Raw genomic sequence first — 20,635 nt, 5'->3', positions numbered from 1 at the left:
CGCGCCGATGGTCCCCGGAACCTGCCCGCGCCGCCCTGCGCGGACGCTCCGTCCGCGGAGACCTGCGACAGGCACCTGGCGGATCGCGGTGCCGGTGAGTCGATCCTCCTCGGCCGGCACAGGGAGCCGTTCCGCCCCTCGATGTGTCACCGGTTGGGCCGCGTGCGGGAAGGTGACGGACGGCCTGCTCGGGACGCATCCCGACCACGCACAGCCCGCTCGTCCACGCACTGCCCTCCCGCCACCTCGTCCGTCCAGGCAGTGCCCGCCGACGGGGTGACGGTCGAGCGGCTTCGCAGGAGCGCCTCCGCTACAGCGGACCACCGCGCCACGGGGGCGGCGGGGCCGCCCTGCGGGCCTCCGCCCTGCGGTGCGCCGTGCGGTCCGTGCGCTCGCGCAGCCGGTCCCGCAGCCGGTCGGCCAGTTCCCGGGCGCTGGCCTCGCGGGCGTGGACGATGACGAGGCCGCCGCCCAGCCTGATCTCGGCCCCGGCCGACCAGGGCAGCTCGACGTGGTGCCCGGTGGCCCTGACGACGCGTACCTCACCGCTCACGGGCGCGAGCCCCGGCCGGTCCAGGGCGGCGCCGATCTTCTCCTTGAGATACGCCAGCGACTCCTCGTCCACCTCTCCCTCGGCGCGCACCCGCACGGTGTCGGTGATGTCGCCGGTACCGCCGACCTTGTCAGTCATGTGTCCCACCCCTTGCCCTTGTTCCGCCCGGCATTCCGGGCCTGATGCCCGTGCCGCCCCGTTCTCCGGTCCCGCCCCCGGCCCGCTCACCTGCTGTCACTGGCGTCGGTCCCTTCCAGCGCGGCCCGCCCGGCCTCCAGCCGTGCTACGGGCACCCGGAACGGCGAGCACGAGACGTAGTCCAGGCCGGTCGCGTGGAAGAAGTGGACCGAGTCGGGGTCCCCGCCGTGTTCGCCGCAGACGCCGATCTTCAGGTCCGGCCGTGCGGCACGGCCCTCGGTGACGGCGATCTCGACGAGCCTGCCCACACCTTCCCGGTCGAGGGTCTCGAACGGGGAGGTGGGGAAGACGCCCTTGTCGAGGTAGGCGGAGAAGAACTCCGCCTCCACGTCGTCGCGGGAGAAGCCCCATGTGGTCTGGGTGAGGTCGTTGGTACCGAAGGAGAAGAACTCGGCCTCCCCGGCGATCCGGCCGGCGGTCAGCGCGGCGCGGGGCAGCTCGATCATGGTGCCGACGGGGCAGGAGACCGCCACGCCCGACCGCTCGGAGACCTCGGCGAGCACCCGCCGCACCTCCTCGCCGACGATCCGCAGCTCGCGGACGTCCCCGACCAGCGGAACCATGATCTCCGCCAGGGGCGAGCCACCGGACCGCGTGCGCTCCACCACCGCCTCGCCGACCGCCCGCACCTGCATGGCGACCAGACCGGGCACCAGCAGGCCCAGCCGGACACCGCGCAGGCCCAGCATCGGGTTCTCCTCGTGCATGCGGTTGACGGCGGCCAGCAGCTCCACGTCGTGCGGGGCCGGCACCTCGCCGCGTGCCTCGGCTGCGGCGATGCGCACCGCGAGGTCCGTGCGGTCGGGCAGGAACTCGTGCAGCGGCGGGTCCAACAGCCGGATCGTGACCGGCAGGCCGTCCATCGCCTCCAGGATTCCGGCGAAGTCCTGCCGCTGGAGGGGCAGCAAGGCCGCCAGGGCCCGGTCCCGTTCGGCGTCGGAGCCGGCCAGGATCATCTCCTCGACCAGCTTGCGGCGCTCCCCCAGGAACATGTGCTCGGTGCGGCACAGACCGATGCCCTGGGCGCCGAACCGGCGGGCCCGCGCCGCGTCCTCGGGGGTGTCGGCGTTGGCCCGCACCTCCAGACGTCGCACGCTGTCCGCGCGGGCCAGGGCACCGGCCACCGCGTCGACCGTCCCGGCAGCGTTCTCGTCGCGCGTGCCGTCCTCCAGGAAGCGGATGACCGCGGAGTCGGCCAGCGGCACCGGACCTTGGTACACAGCTCCGGCCGAACCGTCCACGGAGAGCACCGTGCCCTCCTCGACGACCGTGCCGTCCGGGGTGGTGAATCGCCGCGCCCCGGTGTCCACCGACAGCGCCTCGGCGCCGCACACGCAGACCTTGCCCATGCCGCGGGCCACCACGGCCGCATGACTCGTCTTGCCGCCACGGCTGGTGAGGACGGCCTGCGCGGCGATCATGCCGGGGAGGTCGTCGGGGGTCGTCTCCTGGCGGACCAGCACCACCTTCTCGCCGGCTGCCGCGCGCCGCACGGCCTCGGCGGAGTCGAAGACGGCGGCGCCCACCGCGGCGCCGGGCGAGGCGGGGACGCCGTGAGCGAGCGGCTCGCCGGTCGCGTCGGCGTCGAACCGCGGGAACATCAGCCGGGCCAGCTGCTCACCGCTCACCCGTGCGAGCGCCTCGTCCTGGGTGATGGTCCCTTCGTCGGCCAGCTCGGCGGCGATGGCGAAGGCGGCCTCCGCGGTGCGCTTGCCGACCCGCGTCTGCAGCATCCACAGCGTGCCGTGCTCGATCGTGAACTCGATGTCGCACAGGTCCCGGTAGTGCCCTTCCAGGGTCGCCATGTGCGCGCGCAGCCGGTCGTAGGAGCCCGGGTCCAGGCGCTGCAGCTCGGTGAGCGGCACCGTGTTGCGGATGCCGGCCACGACGTCCTCGCCCTGCGCGTCGGGCAGGTAGTCGCCGTACAGTCCGGGCCGCCCGGTGGCGGGGTCACGGGTGAAGGCGACACCACTGCCGGAGTCGGCGCCGAGGTTGCCGAAGACCATGCGCTGGACGTTGACGGCCGTGCCCAGGTCGTCCGCGATGTGCTCACGCCGCCGGTACAGGCGAGCGCGTTCCCCGTTCCAGGACGCGAAGACGGCAAGCACCGCGCGGCGCAACTGCTCGGCGGGGGACTGCGGGAAGGTCTCGCCGGTCTCGTCCCGGATCAACTCCTTGAACGTATCGACCAACCCGGCGAGGTCACCGGCCGCCAGGTGTACGTCGTCCTGTACGCCGCGCGTTTCCTTGAGCACCGCGATCTCACGCTCGAAGTGCGCGCTGTCGACACCCATGACCGTAGTGCCGAACATCTGGACAAGACGTCGGTAGGAGTCCCAGGCGAAGCGCTCGTTGCCGGAGACCTTGGCGAGACCGAGGACGGAGTCGTCGTTCAGGCCGATGTCGAGGATCGTCTCCATCATGCCGGGCATCGAGAACCGGGCGCCGGAGCGGACGGACAGCAGGAGCGGACCGTCCGGCTGCCCCAGCAGCCGGCCCGCGGCGCGCTCCAGGGCCGTCAGTCGGTCCGACACCTGGCGCCACATGCCCTCGGGTTCACCACCGGTGTCCAGGAAGGCCCGGCACGCCTCGGTGGTGACGGTGAAACCCGGGGGCACGGGCAGGCCGAGCCGGGTCATCTCGGCGAGGTTGGCGCCTTTGCCGCCGAGCAGGCCGGCCATGTCCCGGCCGCCCTCCGTGAAGTCGTAGACGTAACGGACCATGACGCGCGCTCCTCTGCTGCGGGGCTCGGTGTCTCCAGCCTCGGACGGCGCCGACACGGGCGCGAGGTGCCGCCGGTCCCCTCGGGTGGGCCGACCGGCCCTGTGCCGCGCCGGGAAACGCGGCCGGGCGAGCCCCTGGCGTCGTAGGACGACCACTCGGCATGTAGGGCCCGGCGAGACCCGGACCAGGGCCGAGTGGCCCTGGAGTCGCCGTCCGTCAAAGAGGAGGCTCACAGACATCAGGAGGTATACCGACTCGGGAGAGGACGCGTCATGCTTCACGACATCGCCGTGGGGGTCGACGGCTCGCCCGCGAGCCTTGCCGCCGCGCACTGGGCGGCTCACGAGGCACGGCGGCGGGGCACCGGTCTCCGCGTGGTGCACGCCTGGAACCGCCACCCCCGCCCCGCGCCGTCCGTTCCCATCGACTGTACCGAGCACGACTGGGCCGAGAAGATTCTGCTGGAGGTCGCAAGCGGTCTCCGGGCGGCCCACCCGGACCTTCGGATCACCGAGCGGCTGGTGTGCGACTCGACGGTCGCCGCCTTGCTCGCGGTGGGCGCCGACAGCGACATGCTGGTACTCGGCTCGCTCAGCCTGGGAGCCATCGGCGGCTTCGTCACGGGGTCCGTGTCCCAGCGCGTCGTGGCCCGCTCCACTCACCCTGTGGTGCTGGTCCGGGCGGGCCGGGGAGTGGTGGGGGACCATCTTCCCGCCGCCGACGGCGTCGCTCCGGACGAGATCCCGAAGACGCCCTACCGTGAGGTCGTCCTCGGCCTGCACACCGGCCACCCCTCCGACGAGGTCCTTGAGTTCGCCTTCGACGCCGCCCAGCGGCGCGGCACCGGCCTGCGTGTGGTGCACGCCTTCCGGTCGCCCACGCGGCCTGTGTCCGACGCGTCGCTGGTCATCGCGCCCCCTGCTTCCGGCCGCCCGGCAACGGACCAGCAGGCGGAGTCGCCCGCGCGGGCCCAAGCCCAGGCTGACGCGGAAGGCGCGGTGAGCGCAGTGCTCCGTTCGTGGCGGGAGAAGTACCCGAGGGTCCCGGTGACCGAATCGGTCATCGAGGGCCGGGCCGCTGTGGAGTTGGTGCACTCGGCGCAGCACGCCGGGCTCCTCGTGGTGGGCCGCCGCGCGAGCGGCCACCGGCTCGGCGCCCACGTGGGCCCGGTGGCGCACGCGGCGCTCCACCACGCCGGTTGCCCCGTCGCCCTGGTACCGCACGGTTGAGGCGTTCGATCGCGCCCCTGCCGGGCCGGTGCGCGGCAGGGGACCTGTACGTACGGCGGGGGCCGAAGGTCCCGATCCCTGTCAGGGCCGCAGGGCCCCCTGGGTGCCCTGCCCGGCCCTCCTCTCCTCTCGAGCCCGGGACGAGTATCGGCCGTGGAGACGACGACCCGACGAGAGGACCTGGGATGACCGCGACGGTGACAGACGGCTCTGGGACCGCCGACGCCTGGCGGAAGTTCGCCGGAGGCGAGTGGCGCGAGCGCGTCGACGTGCGCGCCTTCGTCCAGACCAACTACACGCCCTACGAGAAGGACGCGTCTTTTCTCGCCGGGCCGACGGACCGCACCCGCGCCGTGTGGGAGAAGGTCAGCGCGCTCTTCCCGGAGGAGCGCAGCCGGGGTGTCCTTGATGTGGACGCCGCCACCCCCTCTACGATCACCTCGCACGCTCCTGGCTTCATCGACCGCGACCGCGAGCTGATCGTCGGCCTGCAGACCGACGCCCCCCCTCAAGCGCGCGATCATGCCCAACGGCGGCATCCGCATGGTGGAGAACAGCCTCAAGGCGTACGGCTACGAGCCCGACCCCTTCGTCAGTAAGGTCTTCGGCAGCTACCGAAAGACCCACAACGACGGCGTCTTCGACGCGTACACGCCCGCGATGCGCACCGCCCGCAAGGTCGGCATCATCACCGGGCTGCCCGACTCCTACGGCCGTGGCCGGATCATCGGTGACTACCGAAGGGTCGCCCTCTACGGCACCGACCGTCTCATCGAGGCCAAGCGCGCCGAACGCGCCCTCCTGGACGCCGTGCCGTCCACCGCGGACGTCATCCGCGACCGTGAGGAGATCGCCGAGCAGATCAAGGCCCTGAGTGAACTGACCGAGATGGCGGCCGGCTACGGCTGCGACGTCTCCCGCCCCGCGGCCACCTCCCACGAGGCCGTGCAGTGGCTCTACCTCGGCTACCTGGCGGCGGTGAAGGAGCAGAACGGCGCGGCCATGTCACTCGGCCGGACTTCCACCTTCCTGGACGTGTACCTCCAGCGCGACCTGGCCGAAGGAGCGATCGACGAGGGGCGCGCCCAAGAGCTGATCGACGACTTCGTCATCAAGCTGCGCATCGTGCGCTTCCTGCGCACCCCCGAATACGACGCGCTGTTCTCCGGCGACCCGACCTGGGTGACGGAGTCCATCGGCGGCATCGGCCGCGACGGCCGCCCGCTGGTCACCCGCACCTCCTTCCGCTTCCTGCAGACCCTGTACAACCTGGGCCCGGCCCCCGAGCCGAACCTGACCGTGCTGTGGTCGCCGCGACTGCCCGCGGCCTTCAAGGAGTTCTGCGCCCAGGTCTCCATCGACACCAGCGCCGTCCAGTACGAGTCCGACGACCTGATGCGCCCGCGCACCGGCGACGACACCGCCATCGCCTGCTGCGTCTCCGCCATGGCGGTCGGCAGGCAGATGCAGTTCTTCGGGGCCCGCGTCAACCTCGCCAAGGCTCTTCTGTACGCCGTCAACGGCGGTCGGGACGAGATGAACGGCGAGCAGGTCACCCCCGAGATGCCGGCGCTGACCGGCGAGTACCTGGACTACGGCCAACTGGTCGCGGCCTACGACCGCGTCCTGGACTGGCTGGCGCAGACGTACGTCGACGCCCTCAACGTCATCCACTACATGCATGACAAGTACGCCTACGAGCGCATCGAGATGGCCCTGCACGACTACCCCGTGCACCGCTTCATGGCCTGCGGCATCGCCGGCCTGTCGGTCGCCGTGGACAGTCTCTCCGCCGTTCGGTACGCACGCGTGAAGGTGCTCCGGGACGCCAAGGGACTGGCCGTGGACTTCGAGACCGAGGGCGATTTCCCGGCGTACGGCAACAACGACGACCGCGCCGACTCCCTCGCCGTCGACCTGGTGGAGTCGTTCATGAGGAAGGTGCGCCGGCACCCCACCTACCGGGACGCCGAGCACACGCAGTCGGTGCTCACGATCACCTCCAATGTGGTCTACGGCAAGCACACGGGCAACACGCCCGACGGCCGCCGCGCCGGTCAGCCCTTCGCCCCCGGCGCCAACCCGATGAACGGCCGCGACAAGCACGGCGTCGTCGCCTCCGCCCTCTCGGTGGCCAAGCTTCCGTACGAGGCGGCCCGCGACGGCATCTCCCTGACGACGACGATCACCCCCGAGGGCCTCGGACGCGCCCCTGGGGAACGCGCCGCGCACCTGGTCGGCATCCTCGACGGCTACACGGCGGCCGGCGGTTTCCACATGAACGTCAACGTCCTGGACCGGACGACCCTGGAAGACGCCATGGAACATCCGGAGAAGTACCCCGAGCTGACGATCCGGGTCTCCGGATACGCCGTCAACTTCGTCCGCCTGACCCGCGAGCAGCAGCTCGACGTGATCAGCCGGACCTTTCACGGAACGCTGTGAGCACGACGACCGCGGGACCGGTCACCCGCCTGTGGTCGTCGCTTGCCGCGGTGGGGCCGGCCGGCCCTGGCGGGCCGGTGCCGAGCGGCTTCCGTGCGCGATCGCTCGCGAACATTTACGGCTGGGCCGACTTCGGCCCGCTGCGATGCCGCATCCTGCGATCACCGTGATCAATAGACTAAAGGCTGTCCCGCAAGTCGTGGTCGTTCGGGGTCCGGCGGTCAGTTGGGGATGGGGCGTGCTCCGCTTCGAGTGCCAGAAGGGTGCCAAGCGCCGCCGAACCGCTCGAACGACAAGCTCATCCCTTGATGAACTCGATGATCTGCGGGGCGATCTTCTTTGGAGCCATGACGACGGCGCCATGGTTGAGTCCGGGCAGAGTGCGATGGTCGGCCTGCGGCAGGATCTCGGTGACGGCGAGGGCGGCGCGCTGGAACGCGGCCGCACTCTTGCCACCGGTCAACACTCGGGTGGGTACGGCCACTCCTTTCCACTCCTCGGCATCGAGCGGCTTGCCTTGCTGGGTATCGCCCATGACCGCGATGTCATAGGGGAGAGTGCTGGCCAACTTGGTGAGGTTTGCCCACATCTTCGGCATGAGCTTCATGAAGAACACGGCGATGCCGGGCATGCCCTGCACCCTGGTCATGAAGTACTTGACCGCGTCGCTGTGCCGGCCCTCCGCAAGCAACGCGGTGATCTGCTGCGCGAGGTCCTTAGGCGGTCCGTCGTCGCCTTCGCCAACTACGAACGGCGGCTCGTACAGAGCCAGGCGGTCGACGTTGACTCCGGCCGCGGCCGCGCGCAGGGCGAGGACCGCTCCGGAGGACGAGCCGAACAGCGACGCCGAACCGCCGACGTGTTGGACCAACGCGGCGATGTCTTCAATCTCGCGGTCTGGGGCGTAAGTAGCGGCGTCCCCGCTGGCACCGCGTCCGCGCCGGTCGTAGTTGATCACAGTGAAGTGGTGGGCGAGGAGAGTCGCGAGTTTGGCTGTGTCCGAGCGGTCTGCCAGTGCCGAGGCAACCAGGACGACGGCCGGCCCGCGGCCCGACTGCTCGAATGCGATCTCGGTGCCGTCGGCGGAGGTGACTCGGGCCTCGGCTCCGGCCGACTGCTCTCGCGCTGTTGCCATGTTTGTCTCTCCAGTTCACGTAGGGGCCGTAATGCTGTGGGCGTGCGTTGCTGCCAATAGGACCCCCGCAGTGCAGGAAACTCATCGGTGCGCCAGGCTTTCGGTGCCGAAGTCCTCGCATCTCGGAGACGACGAACCCCCTCACGCAGAATCGAGGGCATGGGGCGGCAGCGGCAACTGGGATGATCCAGTTGTGACTGGTGTGATTACGGCATCGCAGCCGTCCTGGATAGTCCCGTTCACCGGGCTGAGCCAGCGTTCCTTCGGCAAGCTGGTGACGGTTCTGCGGCGCGAGGGTGCGGACGCCGTCGGTAGAGGGCGGCCGTGGAGCCTGCCTCTGGAGGACCGGATGCCGCTGGTCGCAGCTTACTGGCGAACAAACTTGACGATGCGGCAACTCGCACTGCTCTTCGGTGTGTCGAAGTCCGCCGCAGACCGGATCATCGACCATCTCGGGCCGATGATCGCGCTCCGGCCGCGCAGGTCTTTCGACAGGGGCACCGTACTGATCGTGGACGGGACGCTCGTGCCCACCCGAGACCACACCATCGCCGAGCGGTCCAAGAACTATCGGTACTCCACCAACCACCGGGTCGTCATCGACGCTGACACTCGCCACGTCGTTTTGGTGGGCCGCCCAGTACCCGGCAACCGCAATGACTGCAAGGCATGGGAGGAGTCAGGGGCCAAGGCTGCCGTTGGCATGACCGTCACCATCGCCGACGGCGGCTATCCGGGCACCGGACTCGTGATGTCTCACCGGCGCCGCAAAGCCGAGGAGCTGCCCGACTGGAAGGAGGCCCACAACAAATCACACAAGCAGGTCCGCGCCCGGGTCGAGCACGCCTTCGCCCGCATGAAGAACTGGAATATCCTCCGTGACTGCCGCCTCAAAGGCGATGGTGTCCACCATGCCATGCGCGGCATCGCCCGGCTGCACAACTCAACCTCTCCGGCTAGATAAGCGGCCGGATTGATCGCCTCCCACGTTCCCGTCCCTCAGAGATCATTTACGGGACAGCCCTTAGGGGCAGGCAGGCGAGAGAGAACAGCATCACTGAGAGGGACAGCACAGGACCTAAGAAGGGCTAGGCAGCTCGAACGAACTCGGCACCGGGTAGTACGCGGCGAGGAAGGCACTGATCAGGGACTGTTGGGAAGCCCAGTCGTGCTCGTCGCCTGTGGTGTCGTTCAGGCAGAACACATGGCGGTCACGACGTGCCAGGAGGCGGGCCAGACGTGGCCCGAGGCTGGGGTGGGACACGTCCAGGTATGCATAGCGCAGATGTCCGGGCACCGCGCGCGCGGTGTGAAAGGCGTAATAGTGGTGCAGAGAGGAAGCGATGGAGAGATCGTCCAGGCTTCGGAACGGGTGGCTGGCGGTGGCGTGATGGAGCTGGGGGAACCGGTCCTCGATCTCGTACAGGACGCTGCGCCGCAGCGGGTGCGGAGTGTGTTTCATCTTCTGGGCGATGACGGTGCCGAAGGTCGCCTCGATGAGCGCGCGGTTGTTCTTGCCCGCGGCGGCGATCGGCACGTCCTCGGCATTCGGTGCTCCGCGCGGGATGAGGACCGATGACGGGAAGAACTTGGTCAGTCCGTTGGCGAGGAAGAAGTCCTGAGGCGTGGTGAGGCGGCCGAGGAATACATCGTCGTTGAAGTACAGGAAGTGCTCGGACAGGCCGTCGATATGGTGTAGTTGGCTCTCGATCGCATGAGAGTTGAATGTCGGGAGCACACGCGGATCGCTGAAGATCTCTTTGTGGCTGACGATACGGAGCCCGGGCGTACGCGTGTCGAGCCAGGACGGCGTCTGCTCATCGGTGATGAGGTAGACGTTGCGTATCCACGGCGCGTTCTGGCGCAGGGAACGCAGCGAATAGCGCAGTTCATCGCGGTTCACATAGCGTGCGGCATTCGCCGACTCCTCGTGGTATGCCTCTCCGGCGCAGGCCGCACGGCGTTTGAGCCATACCGGGTCGCGGCCGTCGACCCACGTGAACACCGCGTCCACCGGGAAACGGATGTCTTCGGGCCCCGGGTGGGCGAACTCGCGGCGGGTGCGCACCGTCGGCAGCGGGCTTCCCACGGGCGCGAGCCCGGTGAAGAGCGATTCGGAGACGAACACCGGCAGACCGGAGCGGGGCACCTGGTCGGCCGCCCGGTTGGGACGCGGGGCCACCAAGGTGTCACCGTTCGCCGACCAGAATTCCACGACGCACCCGTACTTGGGCCCCAGTATCAACTGCCCCTGCGGATCACCGTAGTACCAGGTCAGGCGTATCGCCTCGGCCTTCCCCACAGCCCGCCACGCAGCTCGCGTATATCCCGGCCGAGTAGTGCGCCGACCGTGCGGGCGCGCATCCGCGGCGCAGACATAGCCGGGCCGGGTGCGACATGCCTGAGCCAGTGCCCGGTGCGCCGCGGCGCGGTCTCGGGCGGCCACGGCCACGACTGCCGAACTGTGCTCTCGCCCTCGTACGCAGAAGTAGTCGAGACCGGCGGCCTCGAGCGCCTCACGTACCTGGGCGGCGTTGGCGTTGCGGGCCTGCAGCGGGGACGGCGACGGATGCACGTTCACGACCTTGGGCACGCTGCGTACCAGGTGCACCAACCGGTCCGCTCCGGAGCACAGGGGACGACGGCGGCGTACCAGATACCCGGCCCGGATCTTGCCGAGCAGGTGACGGGCGGAAGGCGCCATGGCCAGCCCTTGTTTGAGGCGCGCTCGTGATGCCGTGGATGTATGTGCCACGAAGGCGCGCCGGGCCGGTGCGGGGGTCATGCGCCGGTACAGGCGCATCGGCCAGGAGACCTCGGGGTTGCGGAGCGTGGCGGAGGCCAGGGGCTTCTCCGACGTGTGGGCGGCCTGCTCGGCGGGTTGTGGCTCGCTCATGGTGAGATCGCCCCTCAGCTGTGGTGTCTCTGCCCAGTCAATGTCTCTTGGCCGGACATGATTGGCCCGTGTCCAACAGGGCCAGGGCCGGGGCCGAGTGGGCCGATGCCGAAGGGACCTTCGGGGCAGGGGCCGGAGACCGGCGGGTGTCCGACGGAGGGGCGGGCGGCCTTGGGCACGCAGGTTGGGGCCGGGCACCGAACGGTTTTGGTGTCCATGTGGCTGAGGCCTCTACGCTCATCTGCGGCGCCTGCGGCGGCGGTGGTCGAGAACGCTGACGTCGTGCCGTTCTCCTCGATGGGGGTGCTCGTTGAGCCGGGTCGCGAACGACAGGGTCTTGAGCCGCGGCTGTCGCGGCCGGAGCGTGTGCACCGTGGACCAGGTGACCCGGCCGAGGTACCGGCGGGCTCAGGGAGGGGACCTGGTGGACCCTGCCCAAAGGGCGAACACCGCGCGACGCTTGTGGCACAGGGAGGTGGGGACGATGCTCCAGCCGATCGTGGTGGGCCTCGACGGCTCGCGTGAAAGTGTCGCCGCTGCGAACTGGGCGGCCCGAGAGGCGCTGCGCCGTGAGCTGCCGCTCCGGCTCGTGCACGCCTGGGAGGGATTGCCGGACGCCGACGAACCGGCGGGTCTTCCCGAACTTCGGGTTCCGCAGTACTGGGCACGGCGCATCCTGCGAACCACCCAAGACAGGCTCGCGGCGCGCTACCCCCAAATTTCCATCAGCGGAGAGCAGATCAGGCGTCCGCCGGTCCCGGCTCTGGTGGCCGAGGCGGAGTGCGCCGAACTGCTCGTGCTCGGCAATCAGGGCTTCGGCGGACTCGGCGGTCGACTCGCGGGCTCGGTGGCGATGGCTGCGGTGGCGCAGATCGCGCGTCCGGTGGTTCTGGTACGCGGGGACTTCTCGGCATCGGACGAGTGCCGGCCGGACGCCTGCGGGAACCCCTCCGAGCGGACTGCGTACCGTGATGTGGTCCTCGGTCTCGACGTGCGGCACGACTGCGGCCAACTGCTCGAATTCGCCCTGGCAGCGGCTTGCTTCCGTGGTGCCGCACTGCGCGTCATCCACGCCGTGCGCCTGCCGAACGCACGAGGTGGAACGGAACCGGCGCGCAGCAGAAGGCTGCAGGGGGAAGCCGCTTGGGTGCTGGCTTCTGTGCTCGACCCGTGGCGGGAGAAATTCCCCACTGTGGACGTCCGGGCGCAGGTGTTGTACGGCCGGCCCACTCAGGAGGTGGTCCAGGCGGCCCGCGACGCCGGCCTGCTGATTCTGGGCCGCCAAGTGCGCCCCGGGATGGCCGGGAACCACGCGGGAAGGATCACTCACACGGCGATCCACCACGTGAGCTGCCCGGTCGCCGTCATCGCGCACGACGGTCCCGAAGTGCATTCCAGTGAGGCGAGGACGTGAACTCCTGATGGCGTAGGCCAGGGTGCACGGTTGCCCCCGAGGGGATCGCGGAACGCATCGGCGTGCAGCTCGGCAGCGCGGTTCACGGGTAGAAATGGCGCGCCTCAGCATGGACTTCGGGCGGCGCACAGCGAGCCGCCCGGACTCGGCCCTGTGCGGTCTTCAGTGTGGGAATGCTCGGCGCGTTGCGCGGCCTGCTCGATGAGGCCGTCTCGGCAACGTGATGGCTGCGGTACGTGACGGCTCGCTGGACGGTGGCTTGGTGACCTGGTGTGAGATTAGGTAGAAGCCCCTGGTAGGAGCAGGTATTCGAAGATCACGTTCATGAGCATCAGAGGCTCCACACGTTGACCAGCATCACCTACACCGCTGTGCTCGATGTCCAGCGGGAAACCGCCGAGCAGCTCGCGAAGCTGCTGCGCGAGCATCAGGTCCGGATCTAGACCTGCAGGGGCACCCACGCTCTGGGTGTCTTCAAGCATGCCGTTCTGGTCCTGCGCCGGTTCATCGACGAAAGTTGCCCCGACCAACGGGCCCGAGACAACTGCATCTCGACGCCGACCGCCTACCGCTATCCGCACGAGGGGCTGACCGTGCTCGCCGACCACGCCCCGGTCCTGTCCACCGCGCTGGAGCGAGCCGTGCCCGCCGGATACACCCACCTCAACCTGGACGGCACCGTCATCCGCACCGACCCGTCGCCGCTCCCGGCCCTGACAAAGCCGACCTCTGGTGGTCCGCAAAGCACAAGCATCATGGCGGGGACGTGCAGGTCATCTCGGCCCCGGACGGCTGGCCACTGTGGGTCTCTCCGGTCCGCCCCGGCCGCGAGCATGACACCACCTGCGCCCGCACGCACGGCCTCATTGACGCGACGAACCGACTCGCCGTCACCCTGGGCACCCCGAGCCTGACCGACCTTGGCTACGAGAACGTCGGCGAGGGCTTCCGTCACCCGGTCAAAAAGCCGCAGGGGCGCGGACCCGACCTCGAACAGCAGACGTTCAACAAGGTGATCCGGGGCATCCACGCCGTGGCCGAACGCGCCAACGCCCCACTGAATTCACCTTCAAGGCCGGCCCTGCGCCGGGTCACCCTGGACCCCGCCAGTACAACCCAGATCGCCCGGTCCGCTCTCGTTCTGTTCTAACTCGGACACGGCCGAACCATCTGAACGAAGATCACGAACCGTCACGAGACGTAACCGAGAAGGATTCACTACCGTCTGTCAGAGGAGTTATGGCAGTGCGGCTCGCATGGTGCTGGGAGGATCTGGCCTTGTGATGGGGGAGATACGGCAAAGATGGGCTGTCCGTCAGCGGCGGGCACTGGATGCTGCGGTCGCCCAATTGGAGAGGGATCTCAGGAGGTTGCGTATTCCCTACCCGTCTACCCGACGCGTGCAGGTTTCATTGAGGATCTCCAGGCGCTACGGACGAGCTATCGCCGTAAAGTCGTTTGGCTCTTGCCTCAGTTGTGTTCTCTTCGGGTACTCCCTAGCCTCCACGGGAGCCGGGGCTCCGCTCAGCGATGTCTCGGTGGCCATTGGTGCGTGGAAGCCAGAGTGGGGACCTGAAGCCCTGCCCTGGATGGTGATGCTCGTTCTCGGGGCATTGATGATCGTTCTTTTCATCCCGCTTCGGTCTTCCATTCGGATGACGTTGGCCGGGGTAACGGATTTATCGTCTCGCGCACCGACTTCTGGCCTGTGGCGACGGCACTACCCCGTCGAGGTACTGGCGGAGGCCATCTCTAGGTGCGCCGATGTGTACAAGGCGAGCCATCGTCGACGAGGTGATGCGCTTCTTCGGCTTGCGTGGGCGATTGCTGCATCGGAACGCCTCATTCTGCGGATGCACCGAATGTCCACGGCTGGGCGGCTCACGCGGCGGAGTGCTGAACTGAGACGACACGGCCGCATGGTGGTGGCGGCGCTGCGAGAGGCGGAAGGCCGAATCGACCGAGACGGTCCGGAGTCGGCCAAGGACCTGGCGCAGATGCTGTTGAAGGTGGCCGACCGGTACACGGAGCGCCGTGTGGGGGCAATGCTGGATGAGGACGAATTGGCGGGGTTGACCCCGGCGCATGACTGGGAACTGCTACGCATGGCAGCGGCGGCCCTACTGATTCCGTCTCTAGTGGTCGTTGTGGGCGTCTTTTCCGAGCTGCCAGAGGGTACAGACATCTACGTGTACGGGGGAGGCGCGATTGTGATCCTGGTACTGCTGTACGGGCGAGGCGTCGGGCGAGTCCTACACCTGATCGATGTAATCCGCGGCCCGTAGCCCACCGCGCGACTGGCAGTCCATCGACGCTTGGGCCGCTCAGATCGTCGCGAACCTGAGGAAGGAGATGCGGGCGCCACGACGGTGCCTCTCGCTTTCGGGAGATGCGGATCACCGCGCTGACCGGCGTCTGCGACACCTACGTCGGAGCCGACACAGCGGCCCGTCATGCCAAGTCGGTCGCAGCGGCCGACCGTATTCCAGCCCCGTACTACTGCCTCCAAGTGGCTGGTCCGCGCACAACCGGCCTCCTCGGACACGCACATCCGCCGTCTCCCGGTCCACGGCTTCGCGTTTCCATCCTTCTCAAGATCGCAGGCCCGCATGCAGCCTTACGTGGCAGCCGTGTCTTCTGCAGACCGGCCCTGCCCCTGGGACTCGAACTCCACGTCGACGACGCCCTCGACGGCTCGGACCAGGCGCGCGGCCACGGGGATCAACGAGGTGTCCGGGATGTGCCCACAGAGGGTCACCACCCCCTCCTCGACCTTGACCCGGACGGTCGAGGCCGGCGGAGGGAAGAGATACGAGACGATCTCCCTACGAACTTCCTCCGCGATCTCCTCGTCTGCTCGGAGGAACACCTTCAGCAGGTCAGCGCGGCTGACCACACCCTCCAGCATGCCGAGGTCGTTGACGACTGGAAGCCGCTTGATCTTGGCGCGCGCCAAGGTGCGTGCGGCCTGGGCGAGGGTGGCGTCGGGAGCGACGGTGAGGGCGGGAGTGGTCATCAGCTCTCCGGCGGTCAAGGCACCGGCCTTGGCCAGGTCGGACAGGCGCCGCAACTGCGTGTAGCGGTCGGGGTCGCTGTCACGGAACTCCTCCTTGGGCAGCAGGTCGGCCTCGGAGACGACACCGACGACGCGGCCCTCGCCCTCCAGGACCGGCAGGGCGCTGACCTTCCAGTCCTGCATCATCTGGACGATCTCCTTGAAACGCGCCTCGCGGCCGATGGCGGCGACGGTGTGGGTCATGACATCACTCACGATGTGCGGCGTGCCGTGCATGGTCACTCCTCGAACGCGTCGGATTCCGATTGCGGTCACAGGGTGCTTCCGCTTCCGTGTGGGGCGTACAGATCGAGTAGTCGGGTGCGCGACGAGCGCAGCCGGTGGGCCAGGACCTCGCCCACCCACTGGGTGACCGCGTATCCCAGCGCGGGGTCGTCCTTGCACATGTCCCGCACCACCACGGCGTCGAACTCGTACGCCCTGACAGGCGTCGTGGTCTCGGCCCCCAGGTGCCAGGAGTGCGGGGCGAACAACCAGGACCAGCCGACGAGTTCGTTGTGGCCGAGGGCCTCGACGACAGCCGGCCGACGGCCGGGCACGCGAAGGTCGAGCGCGATGGAGCCGGTACGGATGATCCAGAACCGATCGGCGCGTGCGCCCTCCTCGAAAAGGCGGAATCCTACCGGAAAGGACACCTCACGGGCGATGCGCATCAACCGCTGCTGATGCTCGGCCGGCAGTGCCCGCAGCATGCTGTGTGTGGTCGAAGAGTTCATGCTGTCCCCTCAGGACGTGCGTGCTGACCTGCCACGTCCAGCATGTGCCCGTGCGGTCGGCGCCCGCCAGGGGCCACCCGGGCCCGCAGACGCAGACGATGGACCCCTCTGGCCGGTCTTGTCGGCATCTGGTCCATCACTGAAGCGGCGGAGGAAGCAACATGCCTCCGATGAGGCACATGAAGGGGCTGGGTGGCCCCTGTCCATGAGCGCCTTCCTGGACGAGGATCGAAGCAAGATCGGACCGGATCGGATACGGGAGGGCCCATCATGCTTCCGCATATCACCGCAGGAGTCGACGGATCCGCCGAGAGTCTCGCCGCCGCACACTGGGCGGCCCGTGAGGCCATGCGCCGCGGCGTCTCGCTCAATCTCCTGCATGCCTGGACGTGGCACCCCCGCCCCGCCCCTTCGGTCCCCGCGGGCAGGGCCGAGCACGAGTGGGCCGAACAGATCCTGGATCGGGCGGCGGGCAGCCTCCGTGCCGCTTACCCAGGGCTGCGGGTCGTGGAGCGCCTGGTGAGCGACTCCGCGGTGGCAGCCTTGGTGGCCGCCGAGGACGACACAGAGCTGCTGGTGCTCGGTTCCCGTGGCCTTGGCCGAGTCTCTGGCTTCCTCCTCGGTTCGGTGTCCGAGCGGGTCATCGCCCGGTCCTCCCACCCCGTGGTGCTCGTACGGGCGGATGAGAGCACCGCCGACGAACACCTTCCCGCCGTGGACGGTATCTCTCCCGATGAGATACCCGAGACCCCGTACCGCGATGTCGTCCTCGGCTTCGACATCCATCACCCCGGCGACGAACTGATCGAGTTCGCCTTTGAATCCGCTCGACGCTGCCGCTCCGCACTTCGGGTGATCCATGCCTACCGTGTGACATACGACCAGCCGGTGGAGGAACCGCAGGTACCGGTCTCCGGACCGGAACTGCTGGCGGCGCAGGAACGCGCCCTACAAGCGATGCTACGGCCGTGGTGCGAGAAGTTCCCGGAAGTCCCCGTGAGGGAAACCGTCCGTGAAGGACGGGCGGCCACCGCAGTGGTGGGCGCGTCAGCGGGAGCCTCCCTCGTCGTCGTGGGACGCCGGACTCGGGACAGTCGCCTCGGTGCGCACATCGGTGCCGTCACTTACGCGGCGCTGCACCACGTCCGCTGCCCGGTGGCTGTCGTCCCGCACAACTGAGATTGCCGGGACGGCCGTCCCGGCGTCGTGCTGAGGACACTCGCGCTTGAACGGCGAGTACCTGGACTACGGAGCTGATGGCGGTATGTCACCAGACGTCGGACTGGCTGGCGGCGACGTACGTGACGGGTAGAACTTGCGGTAGGCGGCCAGGGCCGTCGGAAGTGTGGGGAAGATCAGATCGGGGCCGACGGTCTCCCTCAGGCCGTACGCCTCCAAGTCGTCCAAGAGATCATGCTTCACCCGGGCGAGAGCGAAGACCACGCCCCGCCGGGTCAGTTCACGGCGCAGGGCATCGACCGCGTCCAGGGCGGTGATGTCGACTTCGACATTGGCCTCGGTGTTGAGGACGAACCAGTGGACCGGCCCATCGCGTTGGTCGACGGCGGCCAGGGCACGACGGTAGAAGTCGTCTGCGTTGGCGAAGAAGAGTGGCGAGTCATAGCGGTAGACCAACAGGCCGGGAACCGTTCGGGCCTGGGGGTAGTCGTCCACGTCATGCATGCCGGCCACACCTGGCACCAGTCCTTCGATCGCATCGTGCGGGCGCGCGACCCGGGACAGCAGTTCCGCGACCGACAGGCCGATGGCTACCAGTACGCCGTACAGGATGTCCAGAGCAAGGACGCCGACCAGACAGCCGACTGCCAGGAGCAGCTCCCGGCGGCGAAAACCCGCCAGGCGCCGGAAGCCCGCCAGGTCGATCATGCGTATGGCGGCGTACACGACGAGCGCCCCCAGGGCGGCTGTAGGGGTGCGGGTCAGAAATGGGCTGAGGAAGAGCAGGACAGCGAGGACCGCCGCCCCCGCGATCAGCGAGTAGGCCTGCGTGCGGGCGCCCGTCGATGATGCGAGTGCCGTGCGGCTGGCGCTGCTGCTCACAGGGAATCCATGCACAGCGCATGCGCCGAGGTTGGCCGCGCCCAGGGCCAGGAGTTCTTGATTGGCGTCCAGCTCCGGCCCTTGATCGCCACGATCACGGAAGGCTCGCGCGGTGAGGATGACATCGGTGTAGCCGACCAGGAGCACTCCCAAAGCGGGCAGCAACAGGTGCGGCAGCTCGGTGAAGCCCGGCACGGCCAGGCCGGGCAGGCCCGTCGGGACCTCGCCGATCACTTTGACGCCGTGCCGGTTGTCGAGGTCCAAAATCACCACGGTCACCGTGCCGAGCACCATGGCCAGCAGAGGGCCGGGCAACACGGGGGCGAATCGACTTACGGCGAGCACGAACGCGAGCAGGGCGACACCCAACACCAGCGTGGTCGGCTGGGCCTCCGCCAGATTCCCCGCGAAGGACCAGAGCTGGGGGAAGAAGGCGGAGCCCGTCGTGTGCACGCCGGTGAGTTCTGTCAACTGATCGGCCATCATGATCAGTGCCACGCCCGCCAGATAGCCGATCAGCACCGGCCGGGACAGCAAGTCGGCGACGAAGCCCAGCCGCAGCGCATACGCGACAAGACACAGCACCCCGACGGTCATGGCGAGAGCTGCCGTCAGTGCGGCGTAGCGGGCAGGGTCCCCGGCAGCGAGCGGGCCGACCACGGTGGCCGTCATGAGCGCGGTCGTCGACTCGGGGCCCACCGACAGCAGGCGTGACGAGCCGAGCGCGGCGTACAGGGCGAGCGCGGGCAGGATCGCCCACAGCCCTGCGACCGGCGGCAGGCCGGCCACGCCCGCGTACGCCATGACCTGTGGGACGAGGTAGGCGGCCACCGTCACCCCCGCCAACAGGTCGCCCTTCAGCCACGAACGCCGGTAGCGGCAGAGGATGGCGAGCCCGGGCGCCGTGCGACGCCACTGCGCAAGGTGATCACCCGAGCTGAGGGGCATGAGTCTCCTTGTGATGCGTGTGCTCAGATCCTCGTCGGCGGGTTCGCGCTCCGGCTAGCCGCCACACCGGCCTCTGCCGGCGACACCCTGGGCCTTGGGAAGCTCTGCACAAAGCTGCCCCTCGTCCGTACCCACAGCCGGCTTCGCTGACCCGACGTGGGGCAGGGGAGGCGCGGCGGGCCCAGACTGGGGCCGCCGCGCCTGCGGCCATAGGGCCGAACGGCCCCGGCCAGGTCCCTGTGGCCCCTGCACAACCACCCCGATCGACACGACGCTGGAACCCTCAAGGGATTCCAGGAGGTGGAGACCATGCCGCGCACCATCATCGTGGGCCTCGACGGTTCGCCGGAGAGCCGGGCGGCGGCCGAATGGGCGGCCCGCGAGGCCAAGCTGCGCGGACTGGCGCTGAAGCTGGTTCATGTCCGGGAGCCACTGCCGTATCCGACGGTACAGGCGCCGCTCCTCGGCGCTGAGACACAGCAGCACTGGAGCGAGCGGGTCCCGAGTGAGTCCGCCGACGGGCTGCGGCTACGGCACCCGGGTGTCGAGATCACTGCAGAACACCTCACGGGTCGGCCCGCCGAGCGGTTGTCCGAGGTGGCGAAGGATGCCCCCCTGCTTGCCCTGGGCTCGCGTGGCATGAGCGGGCTCGGCGGATTTCTGGTGGGGTCGGTGGGCCAGGCCGTCGTTGCGCGCGCAGAACGGCCGGTGGTCCTGGTCCGCGCCGAGGAACAGGCCGCGGACGAGCATCTGATGGACCCCGCGGGCATCCCGTCCGCCGCGACTCCTTACCGGCCCGTGGTCCTGGGGCTGGCCACCGACCACGACCCGGACCCCGCGCTCGTCGAGTTCGCCTTTGAGGCGGCTCGATGCCGCGCCACCACTCTCAGGGTCGTCCACGGCTGGAATCCGCCGTCCTACTACGCATACGGCCTCGCCGCCGATCTCGACTTCCACAACGAGCTGTCCAGACAGGAAGCCGTCACCCTCAGGCGGATCCTGCGACCTTGGCGGCAGAAGTTCCCCTCCGTCGAGGTCCTCGAGGAGTCCCGGTACGGAGCACCAGCAGAGCATCTGGTCGATGCGTCCGGTGAGGCCTGTCTGGTCGTGGTGGGCCGTCGCGTCCGGCGGAGCTCCCTCGGCGTCCACATCGGACCCATCGCGCACGCTGTCCTGCACCACGCCGCAGTGCCCGTCGCCGTCGTCGCGCACGGCTGACGTACGTCGAAGGGACCACACC

Annotated in this window: 13 protein-coding genes and 2 pseudogenes; 8 read left to right on the top strand and 7 right to left on the bottom strand. The window is 68.9% G+C overall.

Annotated features, from left to right (window positions below; translation table 11 throughout):
• Positions 1–310 precede the first annotated feature (310 nt).
• Positions 311–691, bottom strand: a complete 381-nt coding sequence (locus ACWFRU_RS29105) for a hypothetical protein (RefSeq protein ID WP_409054957.1) — start codon at positions 689–691, stop codon at positions 311–313.
• A gap of 86 nt (positions 692–777) precedes the next feature.
• A complete protein-coding gene (gene ppdK / locus ACWFRU_RS29100; protein ID WP_453691083.1) occupies positions 778–3,474 on the bottom strand; it encodes a pyruvate, phosphate dikinase in 2,697 nt (898 codons plus the stop codon).
• 273 nt (positions 3,475–3,747) lie between these two features.
• Between ppdK and ACWFRU_RS29095 the strand changes: the two genes are divergently transcribed.
• Both ACWFRU_RS29095 and pflB read left to right on the top strand, forming a co-directional pair.
• The gene (locus ACWFRU_RS29095; protein WP_409054955.1) at positions 3,748–4,704 is read left to right on the top strand and encodes a universal stress protein; all 957 of its coding nucleotides are present in this window, start codon (positions 3,748–3,750) and stop codon (positions 4,702–4,704) included.
• A 185-nt stretch (positions 4,705–4,889) separates the two neighbouring features.
• Positions 4,890–7,149: pseudogene (gene pflB / locus ACWFRU_RS29090) on the top strand (formate C-acetyltransferase).
• Positions 7,150–7,447: 298 nt separating this feature from the next.
• On the opposite strand, the gene ACWFRU_RS29085 reads toward pflB, so the two are convergent.
• The gene (locus ACWFRU_RS29085; RefSeq protein WP_453691082.1) at positions 7,448–8,284 is read right to left on the bottom strand and encodes an alpha/beta fold hydrolase; all 837 of its coding nucleotides are present in this window, start codon (positions 8,282–8,284) and stop codon (positions 7,448–7,450) included.
• A gap of 193 nt (positions 8,285–8,477) precedes the next feature.
• Between ACWFRU_RS29085 and ACWFRU_RS29080 the strand changes: the two genes are divergently transcribed.
• Complete coding sequence (locus ACWFRU_RS29080; protein WP_453691081.1) at positions 8,478–9,248, top strand: transposase; 771 nt, start codon at positions 8,478–8,480, stop codon at positions 9,246–9,248.
• A gap of 114 nt (positions 9,249–9,362) precedes the next feature.
• Here ACWFRU_RS29080 and ACWFRU_RS29075 read toward each other — a convergent pair whose 3' ends face one another.
• Positions 9,363–11,180, bottom strand: a complete 1,818-nt coding sequence (locus tag ACWFRU_RS29075; RefSeq protein WP_453691080.1) for a stealth family protein — start codon at positions 11,178–11,180, stop codon at positions 9,363–9,365.
• Between the two features lie 484 nt (positions 11,181–11,664).
• Between ACWFRU_RS29075 and ACWFRU_RS29070 the strand changes: the two genes are divergently transcribed.
• The 3 genes and pseudogenes from ACWFRU_RS29070 to ACWFRU_RS29060 all read left to right on the top strand — a co-directional run bounded on the left by ACWFRU_RS29070 (position 11,665) and on the right by ACWFRU_RS29060 (position 14,879).
• On the top strand, positions 11,665–12,594 hold the full coding sequence (locus tag ACWFRU_RS29070) for a universal stress protein (protein ID WP_453691079.1): 930 nt from the start codon (positions 11,665–11,667) through the stop codon (positions 12,592–12,594).
• Between the two features lie 347 nt (positions 12,595–12,941).
• Positions 12,942–13,744, top strand: a pseudogene (locus ACWFRU_RS29065) (transposase family protein).
• Positions 13,745–14,183: 439 nt separating this feature from the next.
• Positions 14,184–14,879, top strand: coding sequence for a hypothetical protein (locus ACWFRU_RS29060; protein WP_453691078.1), 696 nt, complete (start codon positions 14,184–14,186; stop codon positions 14,877–14,879).
• A 332-nt stretch (positions 14,880–15,211) separates the two neighbouring features.
• Here the strand turns inward: ACWFRU_RS29060 and ACWFRU_RS29055 are convergent, their stop codons facing one another.
• Both ACWFRU_RS29055 and ACWFRU_RS29050 read right to left on the bottom strand, forming a co-directional pair.
• On the bottom strand, positions 15,212–15,886 hold the full coding sequence (locus ACWFRU_RS29055; RefSeq protein ID WP_453691077.1) for a CBS domain-containing protein: 675 nt from the start codon (positions 15,884–15,886) through the stop codon (positions 15,212–15,214).
• 35 nt (positions 15,887–15,921) lie between these two features.
• Positions 15,922–16,386, bottom strand: a complete 465-nt coding sequence (locus ACWFRU_RS29050) for a Crp/Fnr family transcriptional regulator (protein ID WP_453691076.1) — start codon at positions 16,384–16,386, stop codon at positions 15,922–15,924.
• 270 nt (positions 16,387–16,656) lie between these two features.
• Here ACWFRU_RS29050 and ACWFRU_RS29045 point away from each other — a divergent pair, with 270 nt between their 5' ends.
• Positions 16,657–17,565: a universal stress protein gene (locus tag ACWFRU_RS29045; protein WP_453691075.1), complete on the top strand. Its 909-nt coding sequence runs from the start codon at positions 16,657–16,659 to the stop codon at positions 17,563–17,565.
• A 66-nt stretch (positions 17,566–17,631) separates the two neighbouring features.
• Here the strand turns inward: ACWFRU_RS29045 and ACWFRU_RS29040 are convergent, their stop codons facing one another.
• Positions 17,632–19,395 (bottom strand): SulP family inorganic anion transporter, encoded by a 1,764-nt coding sequence (locus ACWFRU_RS29040; protein WP_453691074.1) that lies wholly within the window; start codon positions 19,393–19,395, stop codon positions 17,632–17,634.
• A gap of 309 nt (positions 19,396–19,704) precedes the next feature.
• On the opposite strand from ACWFRU_RS29040, the gene ACWFRU_RS29035 reads away from it, so the two are divergent.
• A complete protein-coding gene (locus ACWFRU_RS29035) occupies positions 19,705–20,613 on the top strand; it encodes a universal stress protein (protein ID WP_453691073.1) in 909 nt (302 codons plus the stop codon).
• Positions 20,614–20,635: the final 22 nt, after the last annotated feature.

The organism is Streptomyces sp. NPDC055099 (assembly GCF_053607685.1).
The sequence above is the reverse complement of the archived record's forward strand: the minus strand, read 5'-3'. Positions and strand labels throughout refer to the sequence as shown.